The 16,796-nt window shown below is 55.5% G+C and carries 15 protein-coding genes; 5 read left to right on the top strand and 10 right to left on the bottom strand.

Features of this window, described 5'->3' with window-relative positions:
• Positions 1-15: 15 nt before the first annotated feature.
• From PG731_RS00615 to dinB, 6 genes are all read right to left on the bottom strand, one after another.
• The gene (locus PG731_RS00615) at positions 16-1,719 is read right to left on the bottom strand and encodes a peptidoglycan D,D-transpeptidase FtsI family protein (RefSeq protein ID WP_270771661.1); all 1,704 of its coding nucleotides are present in this window, start codon (positions 1,717-1,719) and stop codon (positions 16-18) included.
• Between the two features lie 68 nt (positions 1,720-1,787).
• Positions 1,788-2,180 (bottom strand): hypothetical protein, encoded by a 393-nt coding sequence (locus PG731_RS00610; protein ID WP_270771477.1) that lies wholly within the window; start codon positions 2,178-2,180, stop codon positions 1,788-1,790.
• On the bottom strand, positions 2,177-3,157 hold the full coding sequence (rsmH, locus tag PG731_RS00605) for a 16S rRNA (cytosine(1402)-N(4))-methyltransferase RsmH (RefSeq protein WP_270771476.1): 981 nt from the start codon (positions 3,155-3,157) through the stop codon (positions 2,177-2,179). The genes PG731_RS00610 and rsmH overlap by 4 nt, the downstream gene beginning before the upstream one ends.
• 115 nt (positions 3,158-3,272) lie before the next feature.
• Complete coding sequence (gene mraZ / locus PG731_RS00600; RefSeq protein WP_006681690.1) at positions 3,273-3,704, bottom strand: division/cell wall cluster transcriptional repressor MraZ; 432 nt, start codon at positions 3,702-3,704, stop codon at positions 3,273-3,275.
• A gap of 583 nt (positions 3,705-4,287) precedes the next feature.
• On the bottom strand, positions 4,288-4,686 hold the full coding sequence (locus PG731_RS00595) for a DUF3040 domain-containing protein (protein WP_270771474.1): 399 nt from the start codon (positions 4,684-4,686) through the stop codon (positions 4,288-4,290).
• A 33-nt stretch (positions 4,687-4,719) separates the two neighbouring features.
• On the bottom strand, positions 4,720-5,970 hold the full coding sequence (dinB, locus tag PG731_RS00590; RefSeq protein WP_270771473.1) for a DNA polymerase IV: 1,251 nt from the start codon (positions 5,968-5,970) through the stop codon (positions 4,720-4,722).
• Positions 5,971-6,036: 66 nt separating this feature from the next.
• On the opposite strand from dinB, the gene PG731_RS00585 reads away from it, so the two are divergent.
• Positions 6,037-6,864 carry a spermidine synthase gene (locus PG731_RS00585; RefSeq protein WP_270771471.1) on the top strand — a complete coding sequence of 276 codons (828 nt, stop codon included), beginning with the start codon at positions 6,037-6,039 and terminating at the stop codon, positions 6,862-6,864.
• 37 nt (positions 6,865-6,901) lie between these two features.
• Here PG731_RS00585 and PG731_RS00580 read toward each other — a convergent pair whose 3' ends face one another.
• A complete protein-coding gene (locus tag PG731_RS00580) occupies positions 6,902-8,062 on the bottom strand; it encodes a PAC2 family protein (RefSeq protein ID WP_270771468.1) in 1,161 nt (386 codons plus the stop codon).
• A 258-nt stretch (positions 8,063-8,320) separates the two neighbouring features.
• Here PG731_RS00580 and PG731_RS00575 point away from each other — a divergent pair, with 258 nt between their 5' ends.
• The 3 genes from PG731_RS00575 to PG731_RS00565 all read left to right on the top strand — a co-directional run bounded on the left by PG731_RS00575 (position 8,321) and on the right by PG731_RS00565 (position 13,651).
• The gene (locus PG731_RS00575; protein ID WP_270771465.1) at positions 8,321-10,576 is read left to right on the top strand and encodes a HelD family protein; all 2,256 of its coding nucleotides are present in this window, start codon (positions 8,321-8,323) and stop codon (positions 10,574-10,576) included.
• Positions 10,577-10,641: 65 nt separating this feature from the next.
• Entirely contained in the window at positions 10,642-11,847 is a 1,206-nt protein-coding gene (gene serA, locus PG731_RS00570) for a phosphoglycerate dehydrogenase (protein ID WP_270771464.1), read from the top strand.
• An 82-nt stretch (positions 11,848-11,929) separates the two neighbouring features.
• On the top strand, positions 11,930-13,651 hold the full coding sequence (locus PG731_RS00565; RefSeq protein ID WP_270771463.1) for an AMP-binding protein: 1,722 nt from the start codon (positions 11,930-11,932) through the stop codon (positions 13,649-13,651).
• Positions 13,652-13,727: 76 nt separating this feature from the next.
• Here the strand turns inward: PG731_RS00565 and nrdR are convergent, their stop codons facing one another.
• Together nrdR and PG731_RS00555 are read right to left on the bottom strand one after the other, a co-directional pair.
• Positions 13,728-14,273, bottom strand: coding sequence for a transcriptional regulator NrdR (gene nrdR, locus PG731_RS00560; RefSeq protein ID WP_270771462.1), 546 nt, complete (start codon positions 14,271-14,273; stop codon positions 13,728-13,730).
• Positions 14,274-14,343: 70 nt separating this feature from the next.
• A complete protein-coding gene (locus PG731_RS00555; protein WP_270771460.1) occupies positions 14,344-14,814 on the bottom strand; it encodes a LysM peptidoglycan-binding domain-containing protein in 471 nt (156 codons plus the stop codon).
• A 189-nt stretch (positions 14,815-15,003) separates the two neighbouring features.
• On the opposite strand from PG731_RS00555, the gene lexA reads away from it, so the two are divergent.
• The gene (gene lexA, locus PG731_RS00550) at positions 15,004-15,702 is read left to right on the top strand and encodes a transcriptional repressor LexA (protein ID WP_270771459.1); all 699 of its coding nucleotides are present in this window, start codon (positions 15,004-15,006) and stop codon (positions 15,700-15,702) included.
• Between the two features lie 101 nt (positions 15,703-15,803).
• On the opposite strand, the gene PG731_RS00545 is transcribed toward lexA, so the two are convergent.
• Complete coding sequence (locus PG731_RS00545) at positions 15,804-16,793, bottom strand: L-lactate dehydrogenase (protein WP_006681701.1); 990 nt, start codon at positions 16,791-16,793, stop codon at positions 15,804-15,806.
• Positions 16,794-16,796 lie beyond the last annotated feature (3 nt).

Here is a 16,796-nt window from a genome sequence, read left to right as displayed (position 1 = left end):
CTTCACTTCATCGTCTCAGTTAGTTGGCGTCGTCGGGAACAACGTTGCCGGTGTCGTCGAAGCTGGAATACCTAGATTACGCACTGACGCTTGCGCGACCTCACCGAACAGTGGCGCCGAGGAATCAGAGGAAATGTAGGCTACCGTAGGATTGTAAAGCACAACAGAGATAGCAAGCCTAGGCGCTTCAACGGGAAGCAGGCCGGCGGTCGTCGACACAATGCCGTGCTGACCGTTGACGACGATATCTGCCGTACCGGTTTTCACACCGACGCGATACCCGTCAACCTTCGCAGCCCCCGCAGTACCTAGATGATCTTCAACGACGGACTCCATCATCAGCATCAGGTTCTGCGCCGTATCGGCTTTCATGGCCTGCGTTGGCTTGGGCTCTTCGGGGGTTTCAACGGTCCCGTCAGCGTTCGTCCACGACTTGACCAGTCGGGGGGGAATGTGGACTCCACCGTTCGCGATTGTGGCCATGAACGAGGTCTCTTGGAGCGGTGAAACCGAATAGGACTGGCCGAACATCGACACATACTGATCACGGCCCGCCCACTCGCTTGGAGGACGAAGAATACCTGTCGTTTCGCCAGCAAGCTCCACGCCCGTCAGCTCACCAAAGCCAATGGCTTTCATCATGTCGTAGCGCTGTTCATTCGACAGAGTCTGACCAACCAGAACGGTGCCAGTATTCGACGATTCAGCCAAAATACCCGTCGCAGTCAGAGTTTCACCATCGTGCTCGTGGAAGTCTGTAATCGGACCACCCGCATCTAGAAGATCCAAAGAATAGGGCACGTTAAAGACCGACGTGGGAGTGATCGTCCCCGCATCCAACGCGGCAGCGAACGTCACCACCTTGCCCACTGAACCAGGTTCTACCGCATACTGCACCGAAGCCACAGGCTGAGGATTCGCGTTATCTGGGATGGTCGACTCAGAGTCCGCCATCACCAAAATTTCACCGGTCGTCACATCTTCAACGACAACGGTGCCCCATTCGGCCTTGTGATGCTCTACGCGAGCATCCAGCATGTCTTGAACAAGATGCTGCAAGTCAGCATGCAACGTCAGTTGCAGGGAGCCACCGTCAACAGGCTCAACCGTTGTCTTCTTCGCGCCAGGAATAATCGCACCATTCGGAGCAATCTCATACTGCTGCGAGCCAGGCGTGCCCGTCAGCAACGTATTGAACTGCGATTCCATGCCCGACGAGCCAACGCCTTCAGCATTGACCGTACCAATCACCGGAGCAGCAACATTCCCATTGGGGAACGTCCGTTCGTAGGTGGCTTCCCACTCAATGCCGTAAATATCCAGAGCACGAATCTCTCGATACGTCACCGCATCAACATTGCGCTTCACATACGTGTAGGTCGAGTCACCCAAAAACAAGCCACCAAGCTCAGCTTCACTCATTTGCAGAAGCGGAGCCAGCTGGCGGGCGGCCTCGACCGGGCCTCGTCCCACAACCTTCGTCTTTTCAACCCCGTTTTCCTTCGTCGTTTCTGAGTGGACATAAGAACGCAAGTTGATCTGATTAACGGCAATGTTGTAGGTCAGAATCGAGTCCGCGAGGATCGTGCCCGTCGCGTCGGTAATTGAGCCTCGTTTAGCGGCGATGCCCGTCTGCGACGTACGAACGGCCTCGCCTTCGGTTGCAAGCGTGGGCGCCTTGATGATCTGTAGATCGACTAAGCGGATCGCACAGGCCATCAAACCGAAGAAGAAAATGATGAGGATGGCAAGAGATCGCCCAAAACGCTGAGTCATACGATCTCCTGTCAGTGTCCGGCCGTTCCGCCTTCAATAGTGCCAGCTCCAAGATTAATGAAGCCAGTCTGACCACCTTTCACCATTCCCTGAGCGGTGGCAGCTTTCTCAAGTTCGGAAGCCGATGCTGCCTTTTCAATTTGGGCTTGCATCGACCACGCCTGAGCTTCAAGCTCATTCAGCTCAATCTGCTGAGTACGGATTTCAAACGCCGTTTGAGCCATGCGAGTGTGAAGAACCATCGAAGCAAGAACCGTCGCAATGATCACGACGATAGAGACGATTCCCAACATCAGAAGCGAGCGGGTGGGCTTGCTCCCCTCGACAACTCGGAACTCCCTTAGTTCAAACTCGTGACGTTCCGGACGGGAAACCGGGCGCCGGGAAGCTGCAGCACTGCTCATGAGAGTTCCTTCCATTCACGAACAAGCTGGGCGCCACGCAGACGCACAGATGCGGATCGAGGATTGTGTGCGCGTTCAGCTTCATCAGCTTGGCGCACTTTGCGAGTGAGGGGTTCGACGCTTGGTGCCATCGAATCTGGAATAACTGGAAGACCTTGGGGAACATCCACCGTAGAAGCACGTCGGAACAGGTCCTTGACGATGCGGTCTTCAAGCGACTGGTAGGACTCAACAACCAAACGGCCACCGATGCGCAGGCTGGCAAAGCAAGCAGGCAAAGCACGTTCGAGAATATTGAGTTCGTCGTTCACTGCGATGCGAAGGGCCTGGAAAGTGCGCTTCGAAGGGTTTCCGCCCGTACGACGCGCAGCAGCAGGAATAGATGCGCGAACGATGTCAGCAAGCTGCCCCGTGCGGGTCAGAGGTTGCGTTTCACGCGTTTCCACGATGCGACGCGCAATTCGAGAGGCAAAGCGTTCTTCACCGTATACGCGCAAGATCTGTGCGATCTCTTGAGCAGTTGCACTGACTAGAAGTTCGGCAGCGCTCTGCCCCGTAGTCGGATCCATTCGCATATCGAGCGGAGCGTCAGCGGAGTAGGAGAAACCACGTTCCGCTTCGTCGAGCTGAAGGCTGGAAACCCCTAGATCCATCAGGATCGCATCAGCTTTTCCTGCCGGAGCGTATGTCGCAACGACCTCGTCGACGTGGTCGTAGGTCGTGTGAACCGCGGTGAAACGATCTGCGAACGGCGCAAGACGCTCGGAGGCAAGCGAAATTGCTTGAGGATCACGATCGATACCGATCAGGTGAATGTTCGGGAATCGCTTGAGGGCAGCTTCGGAGTGACCTCCCATTCCCAGCGTGCAATCAACCAGAACAGCACCATCGTCAGTGAGGGCAGGAGCCATCATGTCCATGCATTCGTCCAGGAGGACGGGAATATGGCGCTCGGACGTTTGCTTGGCGAGCTCCATGTCGCCCCCTTTCCTGCAGATGATGTGAGTGCTTTTCGTTCCTCTTGGTCCCCCACCGATCTCCGACATCGGGGAAGTGAAGTCGGGGCCTCGGGTGGAGACCAAAAGGGACGAACTAGAACATTCCCGGGAAGATTTCTTCGTTCGTATCCGAGAACGCGTCGTCTTCGACGGTGAGGACTTCCTCCCACGCTTCGGAATTCCAGATTTCAGCGTGATCACCTACACCGATGACGGTGAGCTGACGGCCGAGTCCGGCGTAGCTACGCAGTTCTGCAGGGAGTGATATACGACCCTGTCGATCTGGAGCTTCTTGGAACGCACTCGCCATAAAAACGCGTCGCCAGTTTCGAACCTGCTTCGACGAGGTCGGCGCAGAGATGATCGACTGCGCGCGCTCATTGAAGGTTTCAACCGGGTAGACGTAAATGCAACGGTCCTGTCCCTTTGTGAGAACAAGTTGCTCACCCATGTCTTCACGGATTTTTGCAGGTAGAAAAACACGTCCCTTGTCGTCGAGTTTCGGCTCGAACGTACCAGTGAACATGTCTCACCACCTTTCCTTGTTTCCCACTTCCACCACTTTACCCCACATCTATTACTTCTAGTACCATTTAGGCGCACTTTTGGACACTTTTTCTTCTTAAAAAGTCTGATTTTCTGCGAGAAATTATCTGGTGGTGAAAAGTGGGGCACATTTTCAGTTCTAGCCGATTATTCCTGCGCGAAACCGTCTCTGCCCGCTACTCCTGCATCTGAGATTGAGGGGACGAGGCCTGCCACATCGAAAGCCCCTCGGCTAGAAAAGGCAGGAACTTGATCCCCAACCGCACCACCACGTCACCAACCACACCCAACGCGACAAATCCGAGCTTCTAGACGCACATCCGTCGCACCAAGTGCACGTGGGAACCACAAACACACACCACCACGTCACCAACCACACTCAACGCGACAGATCCGAACTTTTAGACGCACATCCGTCGCACCAAGTGCACGTGGGAACAGAAAAGATTCAGCCAGGCACCGACATCTAGAAGACACGAAGAGATGGCACAACAGAAAAGCCCATGGCGTACGGCCACGGGCTTTTCTTTACGTTTTTCGAAGCGAGGTGGAAGACGATCTCTCTAAAGATCGCGACGACGCTTTCGTTCTTCCCACCGCTGTTCTTGGTCATCGATAAAACGCGACCACGAACCGAGGTTTCGTCGCTGTTCTTCAGGTGTAAGCGGAGCGGCTTTCTTTTCGGGCGAAGAGATCGCATACCAGACGCCACCAACCATGATGGCAAAACCGATCACGCCCATCACGATGGAAATACCTGAGTATCCAAGGGAAACTGCGCCAACTAGGACACTCAGACCTGCGATGAAAACGAAAATTCCAAGAGCGATGCGTCGGATCGAAAGCCGCAAAGCTGGAGCTTCTTCTTCCTGCTCCATTTGACGGACAAGACGTGGCTCGTCACGACGGAACTCCTGTTCCATTTCTTCTAGTACTTGTTTTTCATAGTCAGATAGAGCCACGACGCATCCTTCCGCTATCCGTTAGTGACGAGTCTAATGGGTTGGGGGCGCAGATTGCGATTCGTGCGCGCTGACCTGCGGTAACAAAGTTGCTGGCCGTAGAGCATCCCTGCCAAATTTCCCCTGAATCTGGTCCATTGCTCGCTCCGAAGCCAACGGTTTTCCATCATCGTCAAGAGCTATCGCAACACCAGCCGATCGCGGTTGAAGGGCTTCAACCTTCACGCCCGCCAAACGAATCCCCGATGCCGGCATCGCCTCTTTTGCGAAGAGCTCGCTTGCAGCCGTGTAGATTTGTCGTCCCACATCTGTCGGAGCGTGTAGCTTCGCGGATCGAGCGATCGTGTGGAACGAGGCGTCCCTCAGTTTCAGCCCGATCCCCCATGCGACCATGTCGGCTCTGCGCAAACGCGCTGCGCATTCGTGAGACGCCTGTAGTAGGAAGGCCTCCAGCTCACTCCTATCGTGAATATCAGACTCAAACGTTCGTTCGGTACTCATGGATTTTACTTCGCGATCACTGCGAACGGGACGCGGGTCGATGCCCCAGGCAAGATTGTGCAGGTGGCGCGCGCTTGCACGGCCCACAAGTCGCGTCAGGAACGTCATGTCCAGGTTCGCGAGATCACCGATTGTGTCAACGCCGGCGAGAGCAAGCCTCTCCCCCGTTTTTCCGCCCACTCCCCAGAGTGCTCCAACGGGGAGCCCGTGCAGGAATGGGACCGTTTGATCGCGAGGAATCAGCAGTAGCCCGTCAGGTTTCGCGTTCGACGAGGCAATTTTTGCCACCGACTTTGTGGCTGCAATTCCAACCGATGCGGGTAAACCGACTTCGGCATGGATGCGGGCTCGAATCAGATTTCCAATCTCGGTTGGTGACCCGAGGCGCCGACGCGACCCTGACACATCAAGGAATGCCTCATCAATACTCACTTGCTGTAAGACGGGAGTGATTTCCGACAGGATCGCCATCACTTTGTGTGAGTATTCGGAATACACGCCCCTACCAGAGAACACAAAAGTCGCTTCCGGGCACAGCGCATGTGCGCGAGCACTCGGCATTCCGGCTCGCACACCGCGAGCGCGGACCTCATACGTGGCGCTGGTGACGACCCCTCGTCCGCCGAGGTGCCCGACGATGATTGGGCGGCCTCGTAAATCTGGATTTTCCGCGATCTCTACTTGGGCGAAAAACGAGTCCATGTCGACGTGCAGGATGGGAGTCTGGGAGTCGTCGTCACCCCAGAACTTTCGGGCACGCCCGTCGCGGGGAGCGTTCGACATTGCTCCTCCTTCAGGTTGCCAGAGCGCGGTCGACTCTGCTTTCGTTCACTGACTACAGTGTGACGCGTGAGGCGAAAAACTGCGCGCGGAAGCGAATTCTTTGAGATCCCCTCTGGGAGGGTTGAGATCCGTTGGGATGGTGCGCTTGCTACGCTGTATTTCAACGGTATCGAGTCATCGTGCACGAATGTGGACGATCCGACCAGCCTCGAGTTTGAGTACATGCAGCATGCGACGTGCGCTCTCGATTGCGTGATTGACGAGGCCGCCCCAGTCCGCGCGCTCCACCTTGGTGGCGCGGGATGCACTCTGCCGCTCGCCTGGTCTTACCTTCGTCCGAAGTCGAAGCAGACCGCTGTCGAGATCGATCCGGATCTTCCCGATTTGGTGCGACGTGTGTTTGATCTGCCGAAATCTCCCGCACTATCGATACGTATTGGAGACGGACGGGAAGTGATGAGCTCGTTCCGCGATTCCACTTTCAACGTCATCGTGCGCGATACCTTCGCTAACGGCCAAGTTCCAGCGCATCTTGCGACTCTCGAGTGCGCGAAGATTGCGCGGGAAAAGTTGAAGGACGGCGGACTCTATATCCTCAACTGCGCTCACGGTGGTGGCAGTGATGCTCGCGCTGAGATTGCAGCTATTTCCGAGGTTTTCGGCCAGGTGATGAGCATCCAGGATCCGAAGGTGGGGCGAAGCGGTAGGCGTGGCAACGTTATCGTCATCGGGTATGTCGGAGCTGACTATCCGGTTGAAGACCTTGACCGCGCGCTGAGGCGCCTTCCTCTACCCGCTCGGGTGACGCACGGTGTGAATCTGACGAAGTGGTGTGCGGGCACATCCGCACTGCGCGACGCCGACATCGGATATAAGGAAACTGGCGCGAGCTGAAGCCGAAAATACGCTCAACTTGGAGCAAAGGCCTGATTCAGATGGCGCCTGTTTCTGCGCTATCTGCCTCTTCGTTTGGATCGGTTTCATCCGCGGTTTGCTCTTCGACATGCAGTGATGCGTCGTCTCCGCTATCGGCACGGTGACGAGGAGTCATTGCACGCACGGCCTCTGGGTCTGTTGCACGCAGTTGAACACGCTTGAGGGCCGCAGTCAGGGGATCTTCTTCCGCCGTCTCTACGCTCTGGTCGTCAGCGTTCGGCTGATCGTCAGATGCTGTTTCACTCTGCGACAAGTTCGCCAAGTAGCGCTCAATGACGTCGCCAATGTCCTTGTCCTGTTTAGGAGTATGACCCAGCGGAGTCTGGGTACCAAAAGAGTTCAGGGAAAACGAAGATTCGCCAGGACTCCACGCGTCATAGTGCTCTTCAAGAGACGTAATGGTCGCCATGATCTCTGGATTTGCTTCGATCAATTGCTCGATCGTGCCCTGATCCTGAGCTGCTCCTAACTCCAAGTTACCAACCGGCAACGACAGATCGGCAAAATCAGACAGGCTGGATAACAGCGCAGAGGAGCCTGCCGGGTACCCAGACTCTGCCATGTAGAACGGAACCGCAGCAAGAAGAGCAATACCATTCACACCGCGTTCAGCAAGACGACGTTGAACGAAGGAACTTGCCGGCGTAGGGAACTGCAGTGACCCCACCATCTTCGGCTGAGGCGGAATCAAAGAAGCATCCGTGGCCTGCACGTGAACCGGGGTTGCACGAGTATGTGGAACACTCGAAGGAATGCCATGGAAGGACACGCTGATCTCAACACCAGCTTCCTTCACAAAGTCAGCAACAATGCGCGCAAATGCCTCCCACTTTGCATCCGGTTCAGGACCGTGCAGAAGCAAAATCGGGTTCCCCAAGTCATCGCGAACTCTGTCGATTGCGATTTCATGAGTCACCATTTCTTCGCTGACCCAATCACGAACCGTCATGATCGGACGATGAGAGCGGTAGTCCAAGAACTGATCGGAATCAAAAGTCGCAACACGTTCATTCGGCAGGGCGCGAAGCATTTCAGCAACTGCCATACGACCGGCTCCGCCAGCATCCATGCTTCCGTAGAAGTGCATCACTAGGATGCGCGAATGAGTTTCACTGGCCGGCCCTCGCTCGAAAAGAAGGGCATCATTCGGTTTCATTACGTTCACATGCCCTTTCATTTCTGTTCTGTCCAATGCCATGCTCGTCAATTCAACTCGACGAATAATTCGTACTATCAACGCTACTCGGAAACAGGCCGGAGCGCCCGATGGGCCCACTGATATTCGCCTTGGGAGAATAGTCGGCCTCGTGAATCTATCTACCCTGCGTCGCAGATCGCGGACAGTTGCACCTGGTCGCAGTTTTTCAGGCACAATAGATGGTCGTTATCTTGTCCATTCCTCGAAAGTACGCGCATGACTGACTCATCGACTTCTGCTTCGCCGGCGTCCATGCCGGAGCAACGCCATGTCGACGCTGCGTATGCAAGGGTGGATGAGCTTCGAAAAAAGTACCGTGACCAGCAGGCGCGAACGCACGCAATCCACGGCGCAGGAAATCCTCAGGCATGGACAGAACGCGAAGCACTCTCGGCTCACCTTGGTGATATGGCAGCACGCCTCGAGGCCGTTGAAGACCGCCTTGTATTCGGTCGTCTCGACATGACTGACGGCGACCACCACCACATTGGTCGCGTTGCCCTATCGACCACCGACGGCGAGCACCTCCTGATCGACTGGCGAGCTCCCGTGGCGATGCCCTTCTATCAAGCAACTGCCGTCAACCCAAAGGGTGTCGTGCGAAGGCGCCACATTACAACCCACGGGCGCACCGTCGTCGCGCTTGAGGACGAACTGCTGGATTCGTCGCGAGCCGAAGGTATGGATCTTCAAGGCGAAGGCGCGTTGATGAGCGCCCTTGATAAGGCTCGTGACGGTCGCATGGGTGATATTGTCGCGACAATTCAGTCCGAACAGGATGCAATCATTCGTGCTCCTCGCGACGGCGCGATCGTCGTCCAAGGCGGTCCGGGAACCGGTAAAACAGCCGTCGCCCTGCACCGCATTGCCTACCTGCTGTATGCCGAACGTGAACGCTTAGAGCGTTCCGGTGTTCTTTTGGTCGGGCCATCGCGCATTTTCTTGCGATACATCGAACAGGTTCTTCCCTCACTGGGTGAAACTGGCGTCGTTTCGACGACCATGGGCGACCTGTTGCCCGGCGTAGACGCACGTGGAACGGAGCCACTGGGCGTTGCCCAAGCGAAAGGTCATATCGGCTGGGCGCAGCTACTAAAGCAAGCGGTCAAAATGTTGCCACGCGAATTGTCGGCACCAACCAAGTTGCAGGTGTGGAGTCGCACGGTGACACTGACGCCGGATGACGTGTCGAAAGCGATCCGCCATGCACGGCATACGCGTCGCACTCACAATCAGGCGCGCGAAGGTTTTGCTCTGGAACTGATGGAGGTTCTGGCAGAGCGCCTAGCCTCCGATGCTTCGTCGGCCGGTGGAGTGCTGGCTTCCAACGAGGATAAAGCGGAGTGGATCAGCGAAATCCGCGACTCCATTGATGCGCGTCGCACGATCAATCTTGCGTGGATGCCAACATCCGCCACAACTCTTCTTCGTCGCCTCTATGCGCGCCCCCAACTGTTGGCGCACATTAACGATCGAGCAGGTCGCCCTGTTTCACCCCGCCTGTTGCCACTCGTTGAACGTCATACTGCTGAGTGGACCGACGCCGATATTCCCCTGTTAGACGAGCTCGAAGAATTGCTTGGACCGATGCCCACATCGCGCATCGAGTCCTCAGAATCAGAAAGTGCTGCAATTGAACGCGCACGAGCTGCAATCGAAGGCCAGGGGCTTGGTGGAGGCATCGTGAATGCTGAGCAGCTTGCCGAGTCCACATTGTCTCAGCGAATGTGGACTCCCCTTGCTGAGCAGGCAGCCAACGATCGCAAGTGGGCATACGGCCATATTGTCGTTGACGAAGCTCAGGATCTCTCCCCGATGGCGTGGCGTAGTTTGTTGCGTCGTTGTCCGTCGCGGTCGTTCACGATTGTTGGTGACTTGGATCAGCGACGCGGATCGAAGCGTCCGAAGACGTGGGTTGAAGCCTTAGGGCCGGCAAGCAGAGCCTACAGCGATGAGTTTGTTCTGACGGTGTCCTACCGTACTCCGGCGACATTGACCGCCATCGCTGAGGCCGTGATGGCACGCGCAGGTAAGCCTGTCATTCACCCGATGAGCGCGGTCCGCGACATTGAGGACTGCTACCGCGTCGTGAATGTTGAAGCGGATACGGCAGAAGTCGCACGCGAGGATTCGCCGGCGTGGGTGGCAGCAATTCAGGCGGCATCGCAGGCGTGTGAGCGACTTGATGCCACTTCGGGTGAAGGAAGCGGCAGGGTCGCGATTCTGGTTTCAGATTCACGAGGCCACGCATGGAATGCCGATTCCACAGGCGAGAGCGCACTTGATTCGCGAATTGCTTTGCTCAGCGCATCGAGTTCCAAGGGGCTTGAGTTCGACACCGTTATCGTGGTTGAGCCCGGCGAGATTTTTGCTGAAGGTGTTGGTGACCTGTTCGTCGCATTGACTCGTGCGACGCATGATTTGGTCGCTATCACTTCGAGCGATCTGCCCAAGGGAATGGATCAGTGGTAAGACGTTCCTATCCGTAGCGCGAACACTTGTGCAATCGCTTGGTGTTTTTCTGGCACTATGGTGGCATGATACGCGCACTGTTGCTTGAGAATCCCCATAAGGTTGCTGACGAAGTTTTTGCAAAGAACGGGATTGATGTTTCTCGCCACGCGGGTGCCTTGGACGAAGATGAGCTGATTAAAGCCCTCGAGGACGTGGAGTATTTGGGTCTTCGCTCGAAGACTGAGGTGACGCGACGCGTTCTCGAAGCCAACCCACAGATCAAAGCAATTGGCGCTTTCTGTATTGGGACGAACCAGATCGACCTGGAAGCAGCCACCGAACTGGGCATCTCGGTCTTTAATGCTCCGTATTCGAATACGCGTTCCGTTGTGGAACTGGCAATCGGCGAAATCATTGACCTGTCACGTCGCGTGACCGTGAAGAATTCTCGCCTCCACCGTGGCATTTGGGACAAGAGCGCTGATGGTGCACACGAGGTTCGCGGTCACACGCTTGGCATTATTGGCTACGGCAATATCGGCACTCAGCTGTCCGTGCTTGCTGAAGCAATGGGCTTGAACGTCATCTTCTACGATGTGGCCGAGCGCCTGTCTCTGGGCAACGCAACCCAGATGCCGACGATGGAATCCGTATTGCGCGAAGCGGATATCGTGTCGATCCACGTTGATGGTCAGGAAACAAATTTCAATCTGTTTGGCGCTCGTGAGTTCGCGATGATGAAGCCCGGTGCGCTGTTCATCAATTTGTCGCGAGGTTTCATCGTCGACATTGATGCCCTGCATGATGCGCTGGTGTCGGGTCACTTGGCCGGCGCTGCCGTTGACGTGTTCCCCCAAGAACCGAAGAAGAATGGCGATCCTTTTGATTCACCTTTGGTCAAGCTGGATAACGTTATTCTTACTCCGCACATCGGTGGTTCGACGGAAGAGGCTCAGTACGATATTGGTCGTTTCGTCGCGGGAAAAATCAGTGACTACCAGGACACCGGTTCAACCGACATGTCGGTCAACCTGCCGAACCTCACCTTGAATGCTTCGCAAGAGTCTCGCTACAGGATTCGTCTGATCCACAAGAACACTCCCGGTGTTCTGGCGAATATCAACCACACCTTTGCCGAAATGGGCGCGAATGTTGGTGGTCAGATACTGGGTACTGCAGGATCGACCGGCTATGTGCTGACCGACATTTCTTCCGAGCTTCCGGTCGATGCGATCGAGAAGATTCGCTCGATGAAGGACACTATTCGTCTGATTACGACGACCCTGTAGAGAAAAACGTTGACTTGGTCTTTCCTCGGCCTGACCTCAGCTAACCTACGGTATCGTAGGTAGTAAAGAATCGGAGGACAACGTGACTCTTACTGACCAGCTTCGAGGCCAATATGCCCCCGGCGTTCCTGAAACTGTTGAGGTGCCGGATCAGACCATTCCCGCGATGGTTGAAGAGGTAGCGAAACGTTATCCGCATCAGATTGCTCTGGACTTCTTCTCACGCCCAACCACGTACGCGCAACTGATGACGCGCGTACGCAGGGCAGCAACTGTGTTGGCCAATGCAGGAGTTCGCCAGGGTGACCGCGTTGCCCTGGCGATGCCAAACTGTCCTCAGCACGTTGTTGCGATTCTTGCAACGATGCACCTTGGCGCAATCGTAGTTGAGCACAATCCTCTGGCTCCTGACCATGAAATTCACGAGGAGTTTAACCGCCACGGCGCACGCGTTGTCATTGCATGGGAAAAGACCCTGTCGAAGCTGACGTTCCTTGATCGTGGGACCACGGTTTTTGCTGTCAACCTGACGAAGGCTCTTCCCGGTCCTAGCCAATTGCTTTTGAAGCTTCCGATCAAGTCTGCTCGCACGAAGCGTGACGCTTTATCGACGCGTCCCCCATCATGGGCTCGTTCGTGGGACCAGGCTGTAGATCAGGCTCCACGCTGGGCCACTTCTTGCCCTGCAGATCCTGACGATCCAGCGCTGCTGATTCATACGGGGGGTACGACAGGTGTTCCGAAGGCGGCCTGCATTACACACCGTAATTTGATGGCAAACATTGCCCAGTCGATCGCATGGGTGCCGATCCTGCACGAGAACGCTGAAGTGTTCTACTGCGTTCTTCCCCTGTTCCATGCGTTTGGCTTCACCATCGGTTTGCTGTCAGGATTGCGTTTGGGTGCCACAATTGCGCTATTTCCGAAATTCGACACGACCATGATTCTGACCAGCCAGAAGCGTCTTCCCTGTACGTTCTTCCTCGGTGTTCCACCAATGTACGAACGTTTGCTGGCTACGGCAGCCACCATGGATGTCGATCTGACGTCGATGACGTTCTCACTTTCGGGCGCTATGCCACTGTCTGCTGATTTGGCATCACGTTGGGAAAAAAAGACTGGCGGTTTGATGATTGAAGGCTATGGCATGACCGAAGCCTCACCGATCATCCTAGGTTCCCCTCTGGCAAAGAACCGTCGCCCGGGCGCTCTTGGCATTCCCTATCCATCCACACACATCCGCATTGTCGACCAAGATGATCCGACGAAGGATGTCGAAGACGGCGAAATTGGCGAACTCATTGCACGAGGTCCCCAGGTATTCTCCGGATACTGGGAGCAACCGGAGGAAACAGCTGAGATCTTCACCGAAGAGGGCTGGCTTCGTACGGGCGACCTTGTCCAGGTACGCGACGGCTTCATCTACATGGCCGATCGTCGTAAGGAAATGATTAACGCCTCTGGTTTTAACGTGTACCCCAGCCAGGTTGAGAACGCTGTTCGCTCTATGCCAGGAGTTCGCGACGTAGCGGTTATCGGTATTCCTGCCGGCTCGACCGGCGAAGATGTCGTCGCAGCAATTGTCCTTGAAGCCGGCGCTTCGATCACTCTTGCTGATGTTCGCCAGTGGGCCGAAAAGTCTATTGCTCACTATGCCCTACCACGCCAACTCGTGGTAATGACGGAGCTTCCTCGCTCCCAGCTTGGAAAGGTCATGCGTAAGCGTGTTCGCGAACAGGTAATGGAGGTCGCCGACTCTGCGACAACTAGAATTCGCCAGTTTACGAATCGAAAGAACGATTAGCTGACAGATACACTCTGGGCGGGGATCACTGGAGTGATCCCCGCCCAGCTGTGCACGGTGACGCCGAAACGTTTAATTACGAGTCGAGTAGAGAATCCAGAATCTCTCGGTTCGATGACGCCTTTTTCGTCTTGGGTGAAGAGTGCGAGCCCGAAGTGGATGCGAAGGCATTGTCTTTATTACGCTCACGCAGGATGCGGATGGCTTCTTCGAAGTCTTCGAGGGTATTAAAGGCTCGATAGACGGAAGCAAAACGAAGGTAGGCGATTTCGTCGAGGTCACGGAGGAAGGGAAGAATCGCTTTTCCAACTTCATCGGAAGAGACGTTTGAAACTCCGGTTAAGCGGAGTTGTTCTTCAACCTGTTGCGCCAGGATTGCGAGATCGTCGTCAGAAACGGGGCGTCCTTGGCATGCTTTCTTCACACCGGAAACGACCTTGTTGCGCGAGAAAGGCTCGACGACACCGGCGCGCTTCACAACTTGGAACGAGGATGTTTCAAGCGTGGTGAAACGTTTCTTACATGATGTGCACGCGCGACGACGACGAATCGAGGCACCATCATCTGCGATGCGGGTATCGACGACTCGTGAATCTGGGTTATGGCAGAAAGGGCAATGCACGCCTTTAACGCTACACGGCAAATAAGAAAGACAAAAAAGAAACGCGCATGAGGTGCTGGTGACCTGAGTGTTAGTTCAGCGGAAGGATGACCTTCTGCCCCACCTGCAAGCCACCTTCGATGCCATTCAAACGCTGAATATCTGTCACAACATCTTCCAGGCTGCGATCAGTATCAACACCTTGAGCCAGCGACCAGACCGATTCCCCACCGGTCACAGCATGTTCAATGGTCGGACCTGAATAGACATCGGGAGCCAGGGCGAATCCAGCCAAGCCCGCAACAACGCTGAGAGCGAGCGTCGCACACACACCACGAACGACATGTCCGATCGACATGGTCGATTGAACCCCGACCGCTTGGTGGCGACGAGCTGGACGACGACGCGTTGCGGGATCATCTTGACGAAGAACACCCTTACGCCGACGAGCGGAAGGAGCAGAATCAATCGAGACCACATCGGCGCCATCAGCCATCCCCTGAACAAGGTGCAGGTGTGGACGAGCATCGCAGGCAAGAGTAGCACCGGCACATGCATTCATGAGGATCTCCTTCACAACGTATCGAACATATGTTCGTCGAACACTTGTACGATAACAGGTCTTCAAACGAAAGTCGAGACTTATTCGAACAAATGTTTCATTTTCGCGTCAGAATCAGATAATCTGACCTAACAAGTGCATCAGCAACCATGTAGAAACCGAATTGCACGCAACCTCACGGAGAGCCTCATGACAGACAAAGCAACGCTGACTAGTCGCCAGCGAGAGATCCTTCTTGTCATTCACGAAGAGGTCAGCGCGCACGGTTTTCCTCCCTCTGTCAGAGAGATTGCCCAACGCGCGCACCTTGCTTCCCCATCAACCGTGAAGTACCACTTGGATGCACTGGAACGCGCCGGCTACCTCCAACGAGTCCCCGGCTTACCGCGCGCCCTTGAACTCTCCGTGGCAGCGAAACAGGAGCTCGGCATGGACGCGCCAACTACTCCGGCACCCCAAACAGCCACGAACGTGGTCACCATTGACCTGCCAGCCGGACACGTTGACGAAGACAATTCGTCAATCCCCCTGGTTGGTCGTATTGCCGCGGGCGCTCCGATCACAGCAGAGCAGTACGTGGAAGATGTTTTCGAACTGCCCACTCGACTTACCGGCCACGGGCAAATGTTCATGCTGGAGGTCAGCGGAGAGTCCATGGTGGACGCTGGCATTCTAGACGGCGACTTCGTCGTTGTTCGTTCCCAATCGAACGCATCCCAGGGAGAAATCGTTGCCGCCATGATCGACGGCGAAGCTACGGTCAAAGTGTTCTCAAAGACAGACGGCCACATTTGGCTCCTGCCATGCAACGAATCCTACGCTCCCATTCCAGGCGATGAAGCCACCATTTTGGGCAAGGTTGTCACCGTCCTGCGTTCCTTGGCATAGCCATTTCCGGGGCGTAGCCCCGGCCTCGTCCCCCTGCGCGCACAGCACACACGTGTGGGGAGCACCCAACGAGCACTCCCCACACTGGACAGATACAGAACTTAGAAGCCCAAGTCTCGTGCCACCTGACGCAGGCGCGTCGCAGAGGCAGTCAGACCATCGCGTTCATTCAGCGTCAACGGCGGATTCAGGACCCTACCCGCACCCGAACGACCAACGATTGTCGGCGCAGCCATGCAAACATCCGAGATACCTTCCCAGTCCTCCAGCAGGCTAGAGACGGTAAGAACACGGTTTTCGTCTCTAAGGACGGCACTCGCAATATTCGATGCGGCAAGACCAATTGCGTAGTTTGTCGCACCCTTGCCTTCAATGATCTTGTAGGCAGACTCAACAACATCCTGAGCAATGCGTTTACGCAATCCAATATCGAACGGCTTGCCCTCCAAGGTCGGACCCCAGTGTTCAAGGGGAACATTACCAATCTCAGCGGAGGACCACAGTGCAACTTCTGAGTCACCATGTTCACCAGCAATGTAGGCGTGAATATTCTGAGTAGCCACGCCGGTTTCACGCGACACCAGGTAGCGCAGACGCGACGTATCAAGCACAGTGCCAGATCCAAATACCTGATTGCGTGGTAGACCGGTCAGCTTCAGCGCCACATAGGTAACAACATCCACGGGGTTCGTAATGAACATAAAGATTGCGTCGGGCGCAACGTTTTGAAGGTTCGGAACAATCTTCTTCATCAGTTCAACGGTTGAACCAGCAAGTTCAAGGCGCGACTGCCCCGGCTTCTGCTTGGCACCAGCGGTCACGATCACAAGGTCAGACCCACGGACGATTTCAACATCGTCTGAGCCTTCAACACTGCCACACGGAGTGAATTGAATGCCATGTGCCATGTCGAGAGCTTCGGCTTCGACCTTGGCCTTATTAATGTCCTGAAGAACGATTGTTCGAGCATCGCCGCGCATTGCGCACGCGTAGGCGACTGCCGTACCAACAGCCCCAGCCCCCACGACAGCGATCTTTGACGGACGACCCGATGACTTCGGGGGATACAAGCTATTCACACGTCCAGGCACGAT

Source organism: Pauljensenia sp. OF14-1SRA (genome assembly GCF_027694595.1).
Taxonomy (GTDB): domain Bacteria; phylum Actinomycetota; class Actinomycetes; order Actinomycetales; family Actinomycetaceae; genus Pauljensenia; species Pauljensenia turicensis_B.
Note: the sequence above shows the minus strand (reverse complement) of the source record. Positions and strands in the feature narration are given on the sequence as shown.

Bases quoted from the DNA above. Each gene is read 5' to 3' on its own strand.
- PG731_RS00615 (WP_270771661.1), bottom strand. From the start codon at position 1,719: ATGGCCTGTGCGATCCGCTTAGTCGATCTACAGATCATCAAGGCGCCC.
- PG731_RS00610 (WP_270771477.1), bottom strand. From the start codon at position 2,180: ATGAGCAGTGCTGCAGCTTCCCGGCGCCCGGTTTCCCGTCCGGAACGT.
- rsmH (WP_270771476.1), bottom strand. From the start codon at position 3,157: ATGGAGCTCGCCAAGCAAACGTCCGAGCGCCATATTCCCGTCCTCCTG.
- mraZ (WP_006681690.1), bottom strand. From the start codon at position 3,704: ATGTTCACTGGTACGTTCGAGCCGAAACTCGACGACAAGGGACGTGTT.
- dinB (WP_270771473.1), bottom strand. From the start codon at position 5,970: ATGTCGAACGCTCCCCGCGACGGGCGTGCCCGAAAGTTCTGGGGTGAC.
- PG731_RS00580 (WP_270771468.1), bottom strand. From the start codon at position 8,062: ATGAAACCGAATGATGCCCTTCTTTTCGAGCGAGGGCCGGCCAGTGAA.
- PG731_RS00575 (WP_270771465.1), top strand. From the start codon at position 8,321: ATGACTGACTCATCGACTTCTGCTTCGCCGGCGTCCATGCCGGAGCAA.
- serA (WP_270771464.1), top strand. From the start codon at position 10,642: ATGATACGCGCACTGTTGCTTGAGAATCCCCATAAGGTTGCTGACGAA.
- PG731_RS00555 (WP_270771460.1), bottom strand. From the start codon at position 14,814: ATGAATGCATGTGCCGGTGCTACTCTTGCCTGCGATGCTCGTCCACAC.
- lexA (WP_270771459.1), top strand. From the start codon at position 15,004: ATGACAGACAAAGCAACGCTGACTAGTCGCCAGCGAGAGATCCTTCTT.